The sequence below is a fragment of the Pseudomonas fluorescens genome (genome assembly GCF_003732425.1).
GTDB lineage: Bacteria > Pseudomonadota > Gammaproteobacteria > Pseudomonadales > Pseudomonadaceae > Aquipseudomonas > Aquipseudomonas fluorescens_BE.
Genome location: NZ_MOBX01000003.1, coordinates 290,830 through 306,371 on the forward strand (window position 1 = coordinate 290,830; position 15,542 = coordinate 306,371).

Below are 15,542 nucleotides of genomic sequence, written 5' to 3' on the forward strand. Positions count from 1 at the left end.
TACAGACGATCAGAACGGGTAGTGATGGCCCCCGGCTTGCCAGGTGACCCAATGGGCTCGGGTAAACTCATCCAATGCATAGTGACCGTTGAAGCGCCCAAGGCCGGAGTTCTTCTCGCCTCCGAACGGCGCATTGGGCTGATCATCGACGGTGATGTCGTTGATATGGGTCATGCCCGCCACGATGCCCCGGGCAAAGCTCAGGCCGCGCGCCATGTCACGGGTAAACACTGCACTGGACAGACCGTACTCGCTGGCGTTGGCCAACTCCAGGGCATGTGCCTGGTTTTGCGCAATCATCAGTGGCAGCAACGGACCGAAGGTTTCATCGCGAGCCAAGGCCTGTTCGGGGCTCACTTCGCCGAAGACGTGGGCCGGCAGCACCAGTCCGCGAGCCTGGCCGCCACACAGTTGCTTGAGACCGGCACGCTCGGCGGCGTCGATCTTCCCTAGCAGGCCATCGAGCTGACTCTGGTTGACCACTGGCCCGATCACCGTGTCGGCGTTGGCCGGGTCACCGGTCTTGAGGTTGCGCACGCGCTCGACCACCAGCGCCGCGAAGTCGGCATACAGTGAGCGATCCACAATGACCCGATTGACGCTCATGCAGATCTGGCCCTGATGCAGGAAGCGCCCGACCACTGCGGCATGCGCCGCTATCTCGATGTCCGCATCCTCCAGCACCACCAGCGGCGCGTTACCGCCTAGCTCCAGCGCCACCCGCTTGATGTGCTTGCCGCCGGTGGCGATGCGTCCGACATTGCGTCCCACATCGGTGGAGCCGGTGAAGGAGATCAGGCTCGGTATCGGGTGCTCGACGAACGCATCGCCAATCTCCGAACCTGCGCCGACCACCACGTTCAGCGAGCCCGCCGGGAACCCGGCTTCTTCGAACAGATGGGCAATCAGCAGGCCACCTGTCACCGCAGTATCGCTGGCAGGCTTGAGTACCACGGTATTGCCCAGCGCGAGTGCCGGGACCACCGAGCGCATGCTCAGGTACAGCGGGAAGTTCCAGGGGCTGATCACACCGACCACCCCCAGCGGCTCGCGAAACACGAAGCTCTGTTCGCCAGGCTTGTAGCTGGTCAGGATCCGGCCCTCAACCTGCATCGGCAGCGTTGCGCACTCGCGCACCAGGTTGAGGGTGAACTGCCATTCCATGCTCGCTTTGATACGGGTACTGCCGGACTCACAAATCAGCCAGTCGATGATTTCTTCGCGACGGTTCTGGATGACCTGGGCGAGTTTTTCCAACTGTGCACTGCGCTGGGTCGGGTGCAGCGCTGCCCATTCGGTTTGCGCGCGCTGGGCGGCCTGGTAAGCGTCGTCCAGATCGGCAACCGAAGCCAGGGGCATTTCCAGCAAGGATTCGCCGTTGAAGGGGTTGCGGTCGTCCAGGCGGCGTGCAGAACGACCTGCACGCCAGGTGCCGTTGATGTATTGATCGCCGTTGATGGCGTAGGCCGCGAGTATTGGAGTTGTCATAGTCTTACCTTAGAGGCAGGTAGCCGCGTCGATTGCGGGTGGGTGAGGGCAGACCCTTTGGATTGACCGTATTCAGCTTCGAATCCAGGCGCGTCCCCAGGAGTTGAGGGTGTACTCCTCCTGCGGCCAGACGCCAGGCGGGCGAGTGGCCTCGGTGATTTCCAGCTCCGCCGAGAACTCCAAGCGGTTGCGATCGGCGTCGACCACCATGAAGAACAGATTGTTGCCCGGACCATGGCGGCCCGGGCCGAAGAACAGGGTGATGCGTTCCTTGGCGAAACGGTCGCCCCAGTCGCGAATATCGTTCCATTCGTTGGTTTCGTAGCAATGGTGGTCCCATTCGTTTTTTGAACCGCGGAAAAACGCCAGCGAATGGTGCTCATCGTCCGAGCGCAGGAAACAGGTGGTGAGCTGGCCGCTTTGCTCGTCCACTACATTGTCCGAGACGGTGAAGCCCACTGTGTTGACGTAGAAGTCGATCATCGCTTCCAGTTCGGTGGTCTGGAACACCACGTGCTGCAGGCGTCCCGGCATGCCCCCGGGGTGGGGCGTGGAGGCGCTGCGGGCGACGCCAAAGACGGTTTGCCGTCCCTGGGGATCACGGATTTGAAAGGCGCCCGCTTCCAGCAACGGCGAGTCGAGCGGTTCGACGCTGCACCCTTTGGCTACCAGGCGCGCGTGCAGCTCGCTCAAGTGCGGCTGGCTGCCCAGATCGTACGCCGCGGCGAGCAGGCCGCTGTGGTCTGCGGGCGAAACCAGCATGGCTCGCTGGGGCCCCTGGAGCAGCCAACTGCCGTCGGCTTGCGCCAGGCCGTCCATGTCCAGCAGACGCCGATAGAACTCGACTTGCTGCTGTGGATCTTTACTTGCCAGGTGCAGATAGCACAGGCGTGCGGGTGTGGAAGTCTGCAAGGTTTGCATAAACACCTCTGGGGCTGAAGGTTCAGGGGTAGACGGGTGCCATGCGTGGCTGAGCCGCGCAGTTGTTCGTCAGGGTGATGCCGAACAGCGTCTGCAATGATTCGGCGGTCTGGTCTTGGGTGGCCATGTCGAAGATGGCGGCGACATAGCGATCAGGGCGCAGCAGCAGAAACTGTTGGCTGTCGCCGAGCACGCCCTTGAGCGCCTCTTCACGGTCTTGCAGCACGGTGCAGCCCGGGAGCGATGGCAGTGTCTGCCAGTGCGCGGGCAGGATCAGGATGCGCTTGGCTTCCAGGTGGTCCCAAAGACCGTGGTGCAGTTGGTCAAGACGCTGGCGGGCAGGGTCGCCATATTGAATAAGGGCAAAGCCGTCCCCGATGCTCGCGTCCAGCAAGTGGGCGTGGCCTTGGGCATCGGTCAGCAAAGGCTGAGGAAACATTTGCCCACAGGCCAGCTTTCCCGCCTTGCCCTCGGGCAGCACCAGACCTTTGGTAAATCGCGGTTTGGGTTTGAAGCGCATTTGCAGGAAATAGTCGCGCAGCGGTGGCACCAGTCCGATCAATGCGAAGGCCGCGCTGATCAAGCGAGCCCGCAGTACGGTGGCCGGTGCCATGACCACGCCCAGGTTCAGGGCCAGCTTGATCAAGGCCCAGGCATGGTCGCGCCGCTCGCTTTCGTAGGACAGCAGGGCGGTCGCGGCCATTTTTCCCTTGATGACGCCGATCAGCTTCCAGGCAAGATTGTGGGCATCGCGAACGCCGCTGTTCATCCCTTGCCCGGCGTAGGGCGGGGTCAAGTGCGCGGCGTCGCCGGCCAGAAAGACGCGGCCCACCTGCCAACGCTCGGCAACGCGAGCATGAAAGGTGTAGACCGTCTTGCGCACGATGGACACCGGGGCATCACCCTTGAACGGACGAAGCAGTGTCTGCAGGTACGCGGGGCTGAGCGCCTGCGCATCGGTTTCCCCAGGCTTGAGCAGGAACTCGAAGCGCCGTGTGCGGTGCGGGCCGGGTACTTCCACGACCGGGCGTCTGGCATCGCAGTACACGCGGGTCTGCCAGAACGGGTCGTCGTCCTGGTCGGTATCGACCACCAGCCAGCGTGAGGCGAAGCTCGACCCGACCATCTCGATCCCCAGTTGCTTGCGCACCGGGCTGCGCCCGCCGTCGCAGGCGACCAGGTAGTTGGCCTTGACGTTGAGCAGTTGGCCATCGGCGTCCATGATCAAGGCACGCACGCCGTGCTGATCTTGAGTGAACTCCAGCAGTTCGTGATTGAAGCGTGCTGTCAGGCTCGCGAAACGCTCAAGGCCGCTCTTCAGCGTGCTTTCGAACAACGGCTGGCGAAAGGCATTACGTTTGGGAAAACCATACAACTTGCCGGTGGGCTCGACCTTGCCAAAGCAACGACCGCCCGGGTGGGTAAAGTAATGCACGCCGTAGCCGGGCACCACGTCACGCAGTACGGCGTCATCCAGCCCGATCGCCTGCATGGTGCGCAGGGATTCATCGTCGATCGAGACGGCGCGGGGTTCGGTCACGGTGCCGGCCTTGCGGTCGATGATCAGCGTGTCGACATTGGCCTGACCGAGCAGGTTGGCCAGGGTCAGCCCGGTGGGACCGGCACCGATGATCAGGACTTGAGTGCTGAGGCTGTTGAGGGTTGTCATTGTTATTCCCTTCCAAAGGTTTCAGTCCGGCTGCCGGGGGCTATGGGTGAGCGCCGCCATGCATTGCGACAGCGCCTGCGCAAGGGCCAGCATCTGTGCCCCTTGTTGCGCTTCCTGGGCGATGTCGCGCGCCTGAATCGGACGAACGCAACTGATACTCCCCACCACCTTGCCGTCGCTGTCGAAGATCGGTGCCGCCAGGCCGTAGACGCCGGGATCAATTTCAGCCGCACTGGCGACATACCCCTGGCGGCGCAGTTGCTGCAGTGAGCGGCGGAACTGTTCCCAGGTGTGGCCGAGATGGCTGGCGCGCACTTCATCGGGGTTTTCAAGGAACAGTTGGCTGTGCTGGCGCGAGGTCATGTTGGCGAGGATCGCTTTCGAGGTGGCGCCGAGGAACAGCGGCCTGGGTGAGCCACGGGAATAGCTGACCTCACTGAACAACTCGCCATGCTGGTGGATACACACCACCTGATCCTTGAACAGCCGGCAGATCAGCCATACCTGCTGCTCGCTCCAGCGGGGCAGTTCGTGTTCCAGCGACTGTGCTGCGCGTACCAGGGGGTCGCTCAGGCGCAGTTGGCGGTCCCAGGTGATAATTCGTGCACCCAATGCGTAGCGCCCGGCTTCGACCTGAAACAAGAGGTTTGCCTCGGCCAGTTCGCGAACGTAGCGGTAGATGGTTGAGCGGGTATAACCCAGCTCTGCGCCCATTTCGTCGACCGCCCAGATTGGGCTGGCTTCGGTGAATAAATCCAGCACCCGCAGCATGCGCTCCAGGCTCGAGCCTTTGCTATCGGCGTCCTGCTCGGGCAGGTGTTCTGATTCAGACAATGGATTCATGGCTTACTGCTCGTCGGCGATGCTATTGCGCTGAATGCCGATGCCGGATATTTCGACTTCGACGATATCGCCTGGCTTCATCCATACCGGCGGCTCGCGGAAGGCGCCGACGCCACCGGTGGTGCCACTGACAATCACATCACCGGGCGCCAGTTCGGTGAACGTGGAGCAGTACTCGATCAGCTGGCGCACGTCGAAAATCATGTCGCTGGTGCGGGTGTGTTGCATCACTTCGCCGTTCAGGCGGGTGGTCAATTCCAGGTCCTGGGGGTCGCCGATTTCATCGCCGGTCACCAGCCAGGGACCGAAGCCGCCGGTGTTCGGAAAATTCTTGCCAGGCACGAACTGGATCGTGTGCTTCTGCCAGTCGCGGACGCTGCCATCGTTGTAGCAGGCATAACCGGCCACATAGTCCAGCGCATCCATCGCTTTGACGTGCCGTGCGGTTTTGCCGATGACCACCGCGAGCTCGCCTTCGAAATCCAGTTTGTGCGAAGCCTTGGGGCGAATGATCGGTTGCAGGTGGGCCACCTGGCTGTCGGCGAAACGCGTGAAAATCATCGGGTAAGTCGGCATTTCACGGCCGGTTTCACGCACGTGGGTGGCGTAGTTGATGCCGATGCACAGCACTTTGCCGGGGTTCGCGATAACCGGCAGGAACGTCACGTCTGCCAATGCTACGCGTGGCAGTGGTGCCAAGATGGCCTGGGTCAGTTCGCCCAGGCGGTTGGCGGCGATGGCCTGCTTGAGGTCAGTGCCGAAGGTGGATTTGACCGATTCCAGGTCAATCACCTGATCACCTTCAACCACACCGTAGCTCGTACGGCTTTGAACGATAAAACTCGCGAATTTCATGAAGTGTCCTCTGAACGCGGAGCGGGAGATGGGCTGCAATGGCCTTAATCTAGTCTTGTGACTTAATCCTGTAAAGTAGGATTTTTGTATAAATCCTACAATTCGGAATAAGTGTGTTTTTTCTATTCGGTGATCGGATTGATGCCTGAAACGCCAAATAGCCCGTGCCATTCCAGCGTTTGGATGGCTACGGGCATTGCTATTGGAGGAGGGGAGGCGAATGCTGAGTTAGCGCGGCGCCCAGCAGCCGTGCAGCGACATGCGCATGCGAAACGGAACTTTGATGCGGGCGATGGGGCCGGCCGCCATGTCAGTGGAGTCCAGCACCACCAGCTCGGTGCGGGCTTCAGCAATCAGATTGAGCAGGCAGACCACGTAGCCATCACCTTCCGGTGCCTCAGCCGAGCGTGGAATGAAAATGGGTTCCTGAAAGCATCCGCTGTCACCGGGGAACCAGGCATCGGTGACACCGGTTGTCAGGTTGAGGTGCACCAACAGGTTGAAGAACTGAAACGGCATCGGCCCGTTCGACGGGTTATAGGGCCGCTGCGGATCGAAGGCGAGCAGGAACCCGTGTTCATACTGACGGCCTATGTACCGGTCATCGCAGCGGGGAAATTCACAGGGATAGTCCGTCAGCGCCTGCGGTTGCAGTTCATCCTGTGGGCTGTGGAGGTCGAACACCCAGCGCATCAGGCTGGCTGCCAGGGTTTCCGGCGGTGGTACGAAGCCGTCCGCCTGGGGGAAGAAATAGAAAATATTGCCGCCGGTGACCGGCATGTCCAGATAGATTTTTCCGTCTTCGTCGAAGGCATTCAGGGTATGGCCCTGGAAGCCGTCCTTGGGCCCCTTGAACCAACGCACGTCCCGCGCGTGCCCGTGGCGCGGCACCACGGCAAACAGCTGGGGTAGCTCGGGCTGCCACTGAAAATGCTGGCCGCCGTTTTTCATGCGTTCGACGTCCACCGTCAGGGGGATCAGTGGGAACACCACGTAATGCTCGGTGACCGCGAAGTCGTGGACCATCGCGGCGTAGGGCGCCTGGAACCAGATCTCATGCAGCAGTTTTCCCTGCGGCGAAATCTCGAAATAGGCCATGTCGGGTGTGCCGTCGCCTTTGGCTTCGTAACTGAAGGCCAGCAGGTTTCCGGTGGCCGGGTCGAGCTTGGGGTGGGCCGTGAAGGTCGCAGCGTCGATTTGCCCGTCGAACGTCCACTCGCCGAGGGTCTCCAGCGTCTGCGGGTCCAGCGCCCAGGGCATGGCATCCTCCTTGAGTGCCAGCAGGACGTTGTTGTGCGGGATCACCGAGGTGTTGGCGGTGGTGTTGTTTTTTGCCGCGAGCGGGTCGTTGGTGTAGACGTTGCGGTACACGCCATTGAGCGAACGTCCTTCACGGCGTTGAGCGACCAAGCGGTCGGTCAACACGTAGCGGCGGCGCAGCGAGACCTTGCCATCGGCAAAGTAAAAGCCGCTGACCAGGGCGTCGCCGTTGAAGAAAATATCGGTGCCCAGCATGGGCGGATACTGCGGGTCCGGTGACACCTGATAAAAGGTGCCACGGATCGCCTCGGGGATCGCGCCTTCGACCCCAAGGTCGTGCACCTCGCCCTCTACGCGGCTGGGTGTGTACAGCGCCCCGGAAAATTCGGGGGTGTTGGGGAATGGAGTATTCATCGCTTCATCTCATGGATCGGTTTCATTAATGACATTCAGGCGGATTGCGTCGAGAGCGCCTGCCCGCAAGGCTTTACGCCTCGACGGAAGCGAGCCACCACCAGGCACGAGATGATCAAGGCCAGCACATAAGCGCAAGCGGCTAGCCAGCCCACCGCGCGGAAGTGTCCCTCGCCGACCACCAGCGCGGCGCCGAAGGGGCCAAGCCCTTGACCGACGAAAATCGCAGCATTGCCCAAGCCCGCCAATCGACCAGAGGGGTCCAGTTCGGCGGCCATGGAAAGCAGATACGGCAAGCTGAAAAACCACACCATATGAATCAGGCAAGCCGTGGTGGCGAACGCAACGGTACTGTCGCCGTAGACCATGATCAGCGTCGCCAGTAACGCGGTACCGAAGCTCAACAGTTGCGGGAACAGCAAACCCAAACGGCGCCCGATCAGACCGGAGAGTCCTGCACCCAGCGCGCCGGCCAGGATACTGCCACCAAGGATGGCTCCGATCTGCTGGGGCTCCAGGCCCAGACTCCTGCCGATTCGCTCCTGATACACCCACAGAGCGGAGTGCCCGAAGAACAGCAGCGCAAAAAGCGCGATCAGCAGCATAGAGGTCAGCCCGAACGGCCGGGCTGCACCGTGGGCAATGCGGTGAGCGTCTGAGTAGTGCCTGGGTATTCTCCAGCAACCCAGTGCGGCGAGCAGGCTGGTGATGGCCAGCAGGAAAAAGGCACCTTGCACGCCAAACGCCTGCAAGAGCAGGGGCATGGACGTCACCAGCAGCATGCCCCAGAGCAGGTTGCCGATATTGATCACGGCAAACGTCGCATCTTTCGACCTGCGCAGTGCAGCGGTCGCATACACCACCGCCATGACTGCGCCACCGCTGGCGCCGCAGATGATCCTGAAAACCACCAGCCACGTCTGGCTGTGAAGCTGGGTGCTGACCAGGTTGCCGGCGGCCAATATCAACAAGGCAACCAGTGCAAAGCGGCGGCGGTCGACACGTGCCATAAGCAGGGCACATACGCCGCAGGCGATGGCCATCGCGATCAGCTCAGCGGCGAAAATCACGCCGATGGCATTGAGCGGCACGCCCAGTTGATCAATCAACGCGCCACCCAGAATCGGCTGGATCTGCAGCGTGCCCAGGGAAATGACCATCATCAGGCAAATAGCGCCCAGTGATTTCTTGCTGTCGATGGAGTTGAGCGCATTCATCAAACATCACCTCAGTCAGAACTTGTGAACGTAGCGAACCTGCACGGCGTAATCGGTTTTGCTGCGGTTTTCCACGCCGGTCTCTTTATAGGTATTGAGCCAGAAGGCCTTGTCCTCGGTTATTTTCCAGAACAGGCCGGGGCCAATGCCGAGTACTTTCTCGCGAGAGTTGCTCAGGCGGTCGCCGTTGACCTGGTCATCCGAGATCTGCCTGAAGTAATAGCCGTTGATCCCGACTGACACCTTCGGGAACACCTCGTACGAGGCCGTAAAGTTGGCCCAGGCCGATTGCCCGGATTGGGTGTCGCGCACCGGTCGCCCTTCAAAGAACTGTGCCGAACTGCTGGCCGGATCGTCGTTCTTGAAGTTGTACAAATAATTTAAGCGCCAACTCACTTCCCAGCGTGGTGCTGGCATCAAAGTCGCAGCCCAGTAGGGGTTGAAAGAGAAGTAATTGGAGCCGGGGTTCAAGTCTTTGTGTTTGTCGTACTTGCCGGTGGGCAGGATCGTATCGAAGGCCACGCGCTGCACAAACACGGGCCGGCCTTCGGCGTTGACGATCGGGTCGAACTGAATCTGTGGGCCGACAGTGACGTCACCCAGACCGACCCCGTTGTCCTTGAGCTTGACGCCGTTGTCGCCAAAGTCGCCGTCAAGGGAGACCACGGGGACCAACAGGCTCCAGCCCAGGTGCGCGCCGCCGCCGATGGTGTTGGGTGAGTAATAACTGAACTGGTTGATCAGGGTAATGACATTGATTTTCGGGTTATCGAAGTTGCGGTTGTCTTTACCGGCATTGTCACGAATGCTGCTGGACGTACTGAACTTCAGATAGGTCTGATGCGTCAGCCCGGGAGGCCCGGCGAACCCGTCGTAGAAACTGGTGCCGCCCAGGTTGATACCGCTGGGCTGGCTGACGGAAGGCGGAGGAGGGCCCTCTGCAGCATGGGCGGCAAGTGATACGAAGCTGAAAGCCAGGCACGCTGGCAACGATGTGTTCAGTCTCATTGACGTCGCTCTATTATTGGAGTTGTGAGCTGGGGTTGCTTCCCCTGGCGCTTCAACTTTAATTCTTGAGCTTTCGTGTTGCTTGAACGCAGCGGTCAGAGTTGACTGAGAGCGTCATGTTGAGGGAGGTACGGTTTCTAGCGCAGGCCATCGCGAGCCAGCCAGCACATGGTTTTGACCACGATCGATGACGTCCAGGCTGCCCCCCAAGGCTTGCATCATGGTCGCGCCCGTGCGGCGCAGATCATGTGGCGTCCAGTCACCGTTCTGGCTGTCGGCAAGGACCAGAGTGTCGTTGTGACGCCGTCGTGAGAGGGCTTTGCGGTTTTTGAACCGGGCCCGGCGATCGCCGACCTGTTTACTCACCACCTTTACGTCCACATGCCCATCATCCGGTGTGAGTTCACGCCGTTTTTGGCCCTTTTTCGCGCTGCCTTTGGCACCAATACTGTTTGATATTTCTCTTCCTTTCTCAGCTTTTTCGCATGTCAGAGGGTCTTGCCTAACGCCTTGTTTCCGGGCAATTAGGGCGTTTTCCCTCACCCGCTCCGCGACGCTAAACCCGGGAAGCTCAGTTCCGATTCTTCGTTCTTAAAGGTCACCATCCCAAATCAGCGAAACCGGCTGTAAGTCACGCGGGCCGTGCCTTTGAAGACAAACGGAAGCAGCGAAAGCCGGACTTCCGATTGTGCGCTGGGGAAACGGAACAGAGCGCGGGGAGGGCGCATCTATTCGAATTTATTGCTGACGGGCTGTGGGCCTCCTGAAGACCCTTTGATCACAATGCCCAGGGCCCATTTGGAATCAAACCATCGCGTCCAAGAGCCTCACTCATACCTTCAAATTCGACGTTTTTGGGCCCAAACCGCAGTGCCAAACAGACCGCAAATTCACCCGACTTCTTGCTGTTTTGGTGACAAACCATTTTGCAGGTAGTTGGCACCGATTGAGTGCCGCTGAACCCTCGAAAGATCCGTCGGCCGCGGCTTCTAGCGGTCAGCTCGGAATCTCTTGCAAGGTCCTGGTCGGTGCCAAATCCGCTGCTAACTCACAGCGAGTAAATGCCTCGTTAAATCCGTGCGGCCCCGTTTAATCGTTTGATCTTCAAAAACCCGCTTCGGCGGGTTTTGCTGTCTCTAGAAGAACATTCCCCGTCAGCTTCTTCCACCCGCCGTTTTCTCCGCCGAATCGATGCAAAGCGAATAAAAAGTTTTCTGAAAGTCAGCCACCACCTTCTCCTGCTTCCTCGGGTCCGACTCCCTAGGCATGTCGTAGGCCTGCCCGATCAAGGCTTTGTACAAACTACCCACATACTCGCTTTCCTTTCCAGCGTTGTCGGCCAGTTCCAGAACGGAGGAGAGAGGTACGCCTTCTTGCCTGGCCTTCATGATGGCTTTGGCCGAATTTTCGACTCGCTGGCACTCTTCCAGATATTCGCTGGGCAAAGATGCGCTGTGTACTGAAAGGCTGAAAGTGAACAATATTGTTGTTGCCAGACACCGTTTGAGCATGGCGCGCCTTCCTTGATTTTTGGCCAGGAACGTTATCATTCATGGCTCGGCGCTACCATCTGTTCAGCGGTCAAAAGCAGCCGTTCACTGGCTGGATTTTTTGACATCTGCAGAATCGCTCGAGCTGTCGGCATCCTTCTGTGTTTCGTGCGCCTCGGCTCCGGAATTTGATCCTGATGCCTCCTCACCTTTCTTATCAGCTTTATCTTCTTTTGATGCGGATCCGCCCTGATTTACACCGGGCATCACAGTCGGAGGCGCTGAGGAGCCGTCGGTTTTTTCAGTCGCAAGGGAAAACAGTGGGCAAAGCGAAACCAGGCTTGCCAATCCGATTGCAATCATTCGCTTGTTCATGACGTCGTCTTCCGAGCCAGGGGATGTACTGCATTGGAATAACTCACAGGGCGAAGGTGCGGCGCATCAGACCAGCGGCATCCCGGGTCACTAAGGTGGCCGGGTTTATACGTCTGAGAGATCTACGGCGCCAACTGGCTCCATTCAATCCCGAATCGGCCCAGGTACTTGCGCAAACGGTCCGCATCATTCGGTTGCGCCTTGGCCAGGCGCGAGATACCAAACAAGCGGCGACCGGCATCTGACAGACTGTCTGCTTGCCGGCAGACCTCAAGTACTGCGCGCAACTGCAAGCGGTCAAACAGATCCATGCTTTGTGCATCTCCCGGCAAATCTTCCGGGCTGTCCCCCATTTGGCTCAGGCCCCAGGCATAACGCAACCGCTCAATCTCTTCCTGCACCTGCGCCTCATCAATCCTCCCGCTGTCCGCCAATGTCGCCATGCGCGTGATCGATGCAGACAGTTCGCGGAAATTACCCAGCCACGCCGCTTCGCGAGAACTGGCGAAGGCAAGATAGAGTCGGCGCGCTTCAAGGTTGAAGCGCACCAATTGCCCATGCTCGCGGGCATGGCGCTGCAACTCGAAATCGATATTCGGCTCGATATCCTCGCGGCGACCGGCGAGGCCGGGAAGGTCGAACGTCCAGAGGTTGACGCGTGCGTACAAGTCTTCGCGAAACAAGCCTTCAGCAACACGGCTGCGCAGGTCGCGATGGGTGCCGGCGATGATCAGGAAGTCGCTCTCCACCTCTTTGTCCGAGCCCAGTGGAAAGAAGCGTTTCTCTTCAATCGCTTTGAGTAGCATCGCCTGCTCGTCGGCGCCCAGTTCGCCGATTTCATCGAGAAACAGCATGCCGCCATCCGCCGCGCGCAACAGGCCGTCGCGGGCATTCTGTGCACCGGTGAAGGCGCCTTTGCTGTGGCCGAACAAGGTCGACATCGCGCCGTCGCCACGCAGGGTGGCGCAGTTGACTTCAACAAAGCGCCCCTGCATCTGATGGCGGTTGCGTTTGAGTTCGTAGATGCGTCGGGCCAGAAAGGATTTGCCGGCACCGGTCGGACCGATCAGCAGCATGGGGGCTTTCGAACGCACCGCAACGCGTTCGATCTGCTCGATGGAGCGGTTGAACGCGGCATTACGTGTGGCGATGCCGGACTTCAGAAATGCCAGGCCTTCCAGGCGTTTATTGGCAAAGCGCGAGGCGATGCGATCGTATCGCGACAGGTCAAGGTCGATCAGGGCGTGGGTGCCGCAGGCGTGCTCGTCTTCGCTCTTGCGCTTGGCGGGGGAGGTCTGGATCAGGCGAGCGGGCAAGTAGCGCGCCTCGGTCAACAGGAACCAGCAGATCTGCGCGACGTGGGTGCCGGTGGTGATGTGGACGAGGTAGTCCTCGTGTTCGGTGTCGAACGCGTAGGCAGTGGTGAAATCATGCAGCGCGCCGTAGACCTCTTCAAAATCCCATGGATTGCGCAACGCCATCGAGTGCAGGCGCACCTCGGTTTCCGGTGAAACCTGCTGGATGTCGGCGCGCACCCGCTCAGCAAGACTGACATCGCGGGCGTCGATGCCGTGAATCAGCTCAAGCCGATTGATTAGCACATCCGGCTGCTGGCAGAGGCCCACGCTTGGGCGCCAATGGCTCCAGCGATTGGCGCCTTTACCGACGCGATCAAGGGTGGCACCGATAAAACCGATGGCAACGGTACGTTTATTTTGCATGCTTATCTCAAAAGATAAAAAACGATACTCAATGATAATTTTTCTGCGCGTGGTTTGTCGTTATTCAAACGATCAAATAACAGCGTGAAATATAAAAACTATATAAAACAAATAGATAGTGATTTTTTTCAGAAAAATTACAAACTTGGCACAGCCGCTGCTATGTCTATCGCAACGAACAGGTCAAGCCAGCGAGAAGCCAGGATGGCCAACCCAAATCTCTCCAATACGCAGTCGAATAAAGACATGAAAGAACACACGTACCAACTGCTCGAAGTCGCCAACGGCAAGCCGATCAAACTCTGGACCGAAGGTGTGCCGGTGGAAAACGAGGCGCGCGAGCAGTTGATGAACACCGCAAAAATGCCGTTCATCTTCAAACATCTTGCGGTCATGCCGGATGTGCATTTGGGTAAAGGTTCGACCATCGGCAGCGTCATTCCTACAGTCGGTGCGATCATTCCGGCGGCGGTCGGCGTCGACATCGGTTGCGGCATGATCGCCGCGCGCACGTCACTGACGGCTGCCGATCTGCCGGACAACCTGCACGGGCTGCGCAGCGCTATCGAGCAAGCGGTGCCGCATGGCCGCAGTTCGACCCGTTCGCGGCGCGACAAGGGCGCCTGGGATGAAATCCCGCAGCAAGCCGATCAGGCCTGGGCGGGGCTGCATCCACGGTTCAAATTGATCACCGACAAGTACCCGAAACTGGCCAACACCAACAACCGCGGGCACCTCGGTACGCTCGGCAGCGGCAACCACTTCATCGAAGTGTGCCTGGATGAAGCCAACCGGGTCTGGTTCATGTTGCACAGCGGCTCGCGTGGCGTCGGCAACGCCATCGGCAACCTGTTCATCCAGATGGCTCAGGCGGATATGCGTCAGCACATCGCCAACCTGCCGGATCGTGACCTGGCCTACTTCGAAGAAGGCAGCCAGCACTTTGATGATTATGTGGAAGCGGTGGGTTGGGCGCAGGACTTCGCCAAACAGAACCGCGAGCTGATGATGCGCGCGGTGATTCAGGCGACACGGCAGATTATTCGCAAGCCGTTTGAAGTGGCGCTGGAAGCGGTCAACTGCCATCACAACTACGTGCAGAAAGAGCGGCATTTCGGTGAAGAGGTACTGGTCACCCGCAAAGGCGCGGTGTCGGCGAAGAAGGGCGAGCTGGGGATTATTCCAGGCTCGATGGGCGCCAAGAGTTTCATCGTTCGCGGACTGGGCAACGAGGAATCCTTCAGTTCCTGCAGCCACGGCGCCGGCCGCACCATGAGTCGGACCAAGGCCAAGAATACGTTCACTGTCGAGGATCAGATTCGCGCCACGGCCCATGTGGAGTGCCGCAAGGACGAAGCGGTGATCGACGAGATTCCGATGGCCTACAAGGACATCGACAAAGTCATGCACGCCCAGCGTGAACTGGTGGAAGTGCTGCACACCTTGCGTCAGGTGGTGTGCGTCAAAGGATAAAGGAAAGCAAATCATGGAATTCGAAGAGCGCCACCCGCTGTGCAACACCATGCGCGCGCGAGTCCTGGAAGAGCTGGCGCGGATAGAGCGCGAGCGCAATGTCACGATGTTGTATGCCTGTGAGTCCGGCAGTCGGGCCTGGGGTTTCGCCTCGACCGACAGCGATTACGACGTACGATTTGTGTATGTGGAAAAGCCAGCGTGGTTCGTTCAGGTTGATGCGCCGCGTGATGTGATCGAACGTCCGCTGGACGATGAACTCGATGTCAGTGGCTGGGAGCTGCGCAAAACCCTCGGGTTGTTGCGCAAATCCAATCCGACCTTGCTGGAGTGGCTCGACTCGCCGCTGGTTTATCGCAGTGAAACCGCGCAGGTGGCGCAGTTGCGCGAACTCGCTGAAGCGTTCTACAGCCCGCCAGCCGCGCGCAATCACTATCTGTCGATGGCAAAGAAGAACTTTCGCGGTTACCTGCAAGGTGAAACCGTGCGTTTGAAGAAGTACTTCTACGTGCTGCGACCATTATTGGCCGTGCGCTGGATCGATCAGGGACGAGGCCGGCCACCGATGACGTTCGCCGATCTCCTGACCACGGTCGACGACCGCGCGTTGCTCGATGAAGTCGACGAATTGCTCGCCCTTAAACGCAATGCCGATGAGAGCGCCTACGGGCCGCGTCGACCGGCGTTGCACGGGTTCATCGCGGCTGAGCTTGAGCGCGAAGTGCCCACATTACCCAGAACTCAGGAAGACTCGCGACGGCTGGATCAGTACCTCAGGGATACCGTCGGGCTGTATGCGTAAGGAATG

At 59.5% G+C, this 15,542-nt stretch carries 13 protein-coding genes and 1 pseudogene; 2 read left to right on the forward strand and 12 right to left on the reverse strand.

Annotated features, from left to right (window positions below; genetic code table 11):
• Nucleotides 1-9 precede the first annotated feature (9 nt).
• The 12 genes and pseudogenes from BK670_RS04070 to rtcR all read right to left on the reverse strand — a co-directional run bounded on the left by BK670_RS04070 (nt 10) and on the right by rtcR (nt 13,261).
• Nucleotides 10-1,488 carry an aldehyde dehydrogenase family protein gene (locus BK670_RS04070; protein WP_123448702.1) on the reverse strand — a complete coding sequence of 493 codons (1,479 nt, stop codon included), beginning with the start codon at nt 1,486-1,488 and terminating at the stop codon, nt 10-12.
• A 72-nt stretch (nt 1,489-1,560) separates the two neighbouring features.
• Entirely contained in the window at nt 1,561-2,409 is an 849-nt protein-coding gene (locus tag BK670_RS04075; protein WP_123448703.1) for a VOC family protein, read from the reverse strand.
• Nucleotides 2,410-2,431: 22 nt separating this feature from the next.
• Complete coding sequence (locus BK670_RS04080) at nt 2,432-4,078, reverse strand: bifunctional 3-(3-hydroxy-phenyl)propionate/3-hydroxycinnamic acid hydroxylase (RefSeq protein WP_123448704.1); 1,647 nt, start codon at nt 4,076-4,078, stop codon at nt 2,432-2,434.
• A 21-nt stretch (nt 4,079-4,099) separates the two neighbouring features.
• Nucleotides 4,100-4,921, reverse strand: a complete 822-nt coding sequence (locus BK670_RS04085) for an IclR family transcriptional regulator (RefSeq protein ID WP_123448705.1) — start codon at nt 4,919-4,921, stop codon at nt 4,100-4,102.
• Between the two features lie 3 nt (nt 4,922-4,924).
• Nucleotides 4,925-5,776 carry a fumarylacetoacetate hydrolase family protein gene (locus tag BK670_RS04090; RefSeq protein WP_123448706.1) on the reverse strand — a complete coding sequence of 284 codons (852 nt, stop codon included), beginning with the start codon at nt 5,774-5,776 and terminating at the stop codon, nt 4,925-4,927.
• A 228-nt stretch (nt 5,777-6,004) separates the two neighbouring features.
• Nucleotides 6,005-7,450 (reverse strand): carotenoid oxygenase family protein, encoded by a 1,446-nt coding sequence (locus BK670_RS04095; RefSeq protein WP_123448707.1) that lies wholly within the window; start codon nt 7,448-7,450, stop codon nt 6,005-6,007.
• A 35-nt stretch (nt 7,451-7,485) separates the two neighbouring features.
• Nucleotides 7,486-8,667: an MFS transporter gene (locus tag BK670_RS04100; RefSeq protein ID WP_123448708.1), complete on the reverse strand. Its 1,182-nt coding sequence runs from the start codon at nt 8,665-8,667 to the stop codon at nt 7,486-7,488.
• A 15-nt stretch (nt 8,668-8,682) separates the two neighbouring features.
• Complete coding sequence (locus tag BK670_RS04105) at nt 8,683-9,675, reverse strand: SphA family protein (RefSeq protein ID WP_123448709.1); 993 nt, start codon at nt 9,673-9,675, stop codon at nt 8,683-8,685.
• A gap of 150 nt (nt 9,676-9,825) precedes the next feature.
• Nucleotides 9,826-10,068: pseudogene (locus BK670_RS29790) on the reverse strand (site-specific integrase); the annotation flags it as partial.
• A 761-nt stretch (nt 10,069-10,829) separates the two neighbouring features.
• A complete protein-coding gene (locus BK670_RS04115; RefSeq protein ID WP_259697524.1) occupies nt 10,830-11,225 on the reverse strand; it encodes a hypothetical protein in 396 nt (131 codons plus the stop codon).
• Nucleotides 11,226-11,270: 45 nt separating this feature from the next.
• Nucleotides 11,271-11,540: a hypothetical protein gene (locus BK670_RS04120; protein ID WP_123448711.1), complete on the reverse strand. Its 270-nt coding sequence runs from the start codon at nt 11,538-11,540 to the stop codon at nt 11,271-11,273.
• Nucleotides 11,541-11,662: 122 nt separating this feature from the next.
• Nucleotides 11,663-13,261 carry an RNA repair transcriptional activator RtcR gene (gene rtcR, locus BK670_RS04125; RefSeq protein ID WP_123448712.1) on the reverse strand — a complete coding sequence of 533 codons (1,599 nt, stop codon included), beginning with the start codon at nt 13,259-13,261 and terminating at the stop codon, nt 11,663-11,665.
• 246 nt (nt 13,262-13,507) lie between these two features.
• Between rtcR and BK670_RS04130 the strand changes: the two genes are divergently transcribed.
• Nucleotides 13,508-14,734, forward strand: coding sequence for an RtcB family protein (locus BK670_RS04130; protein WP_123448713.1), 1,227 nt, complete (start codon nt 13,508-13,510; stop codon nt 14,732-14,734).
• A gap of 13 nt (nt 14,735-14,747) precedes the next feature.
• On the forward strand, nt 14,748-15,536 hold the full coding sequence (locus BK670_RS04135; RefSeq protein ID WP_123448714.1) for a nucleotidyltransferase domain-containing protein: 789 nt from the start codon (nt 14,748-14,750) through the stop codon (nt 15,534-15,536).
• The last annotated feature ends 6 nt before the right edge of the window (nt 15,537-15,542 follow it).

Bases quoted from the DNA above. Each gene is read 5' to 3' on its own strand.
- BK670_RS04070 (WP_123448702.1), bottom strand. From the start codon at position 1,488: ATGACAACTCCAATACTCGCGGCCTACGCCATCAACGGCGATCAATAC.
- BK670_RS04075 (WP_123448703.1), bottom strand. From the start codon at position 2,409: ATGCAAACCTTGCAGACTTCCACACCCGCACGCCTGTGCTATCTGCAC.
- BK670_RS04080 (WP_123448704.1), bottom strand. From the start codon at position 4,078: ATGACAACCCTCAACAGCCTCAGCACTCAAGTCCTGATCATCGGTGCC.
- BK670_RS04085 (WP_123448705.1), bottom strand. From the start codon at position 4,921: ATGAATCCATTGTCTGAATCAGAACACCTGCCCGAGCAGGACGCCGAT.
- BK670_RS04090 (WP_123448706.1), bottom strand. From the start codon at position 5,776: ATGAAATTCGCGAGTTTTATCGTTCAAAGCCGTACGAGCTACGGTGTG.
- BK670_RS04095 (WP_123448707.1), bottom strand. From the start codon at position 7,450: ATGAATACTCCATTCCCCAACACCCCCGAATTTTCCGGGGCGCTGTAC.
- BK670_RS04100 (WP_123448708.1), bottom strand. From the start codon at position 8,667: ATGAATGCGCTCAACTCCATCGACAGCAAGAAATCACTGGGCGCTATT.
- BK670_RS04105 (WP_123448709.1), bottom strand. From the start codon at position 9,675: ATGAGACTGAACACATCGTTGCCAGCGTGCCTGGCTTTCAGCTTCGTA.
- BK670_RS04115 (WP_259697524.1), bottom strand. From the start codon at position 11,225: ATGATAACGTTCCTGGCCAAAAATCAAGGAAGGCGCGCCATGCTCAAA.
- BK670_RS04120 (WP_123448711.1), bottom strand. From the start codon at position 11,540: ATGAACAAGCGAATGATTGCAATCGGATTGGCAAGCCTGGTTTCGCTT.
- rtcR (WP_123448712.1), bottom strand. From the start codon at position 13,261: ATGCAAAATAAACGTACCGTTGCCATCGGTTTTATCGGTGCCACCCTT.
- BK670_RS04130 (WP_123448713.1), top strand. From the start codon at position 13,508: ATGAAAGAACACACGTACCAACTGCTCGAAGTCGCCAACGGCAAGCCG.
- BK670_RS04135 (WP_123448714.1), top strand. From the start codon at position 14,748: ATGGAATTCGAAGAGCGCCACCCGCTGTGCAACACCATGCGCGCGCGA.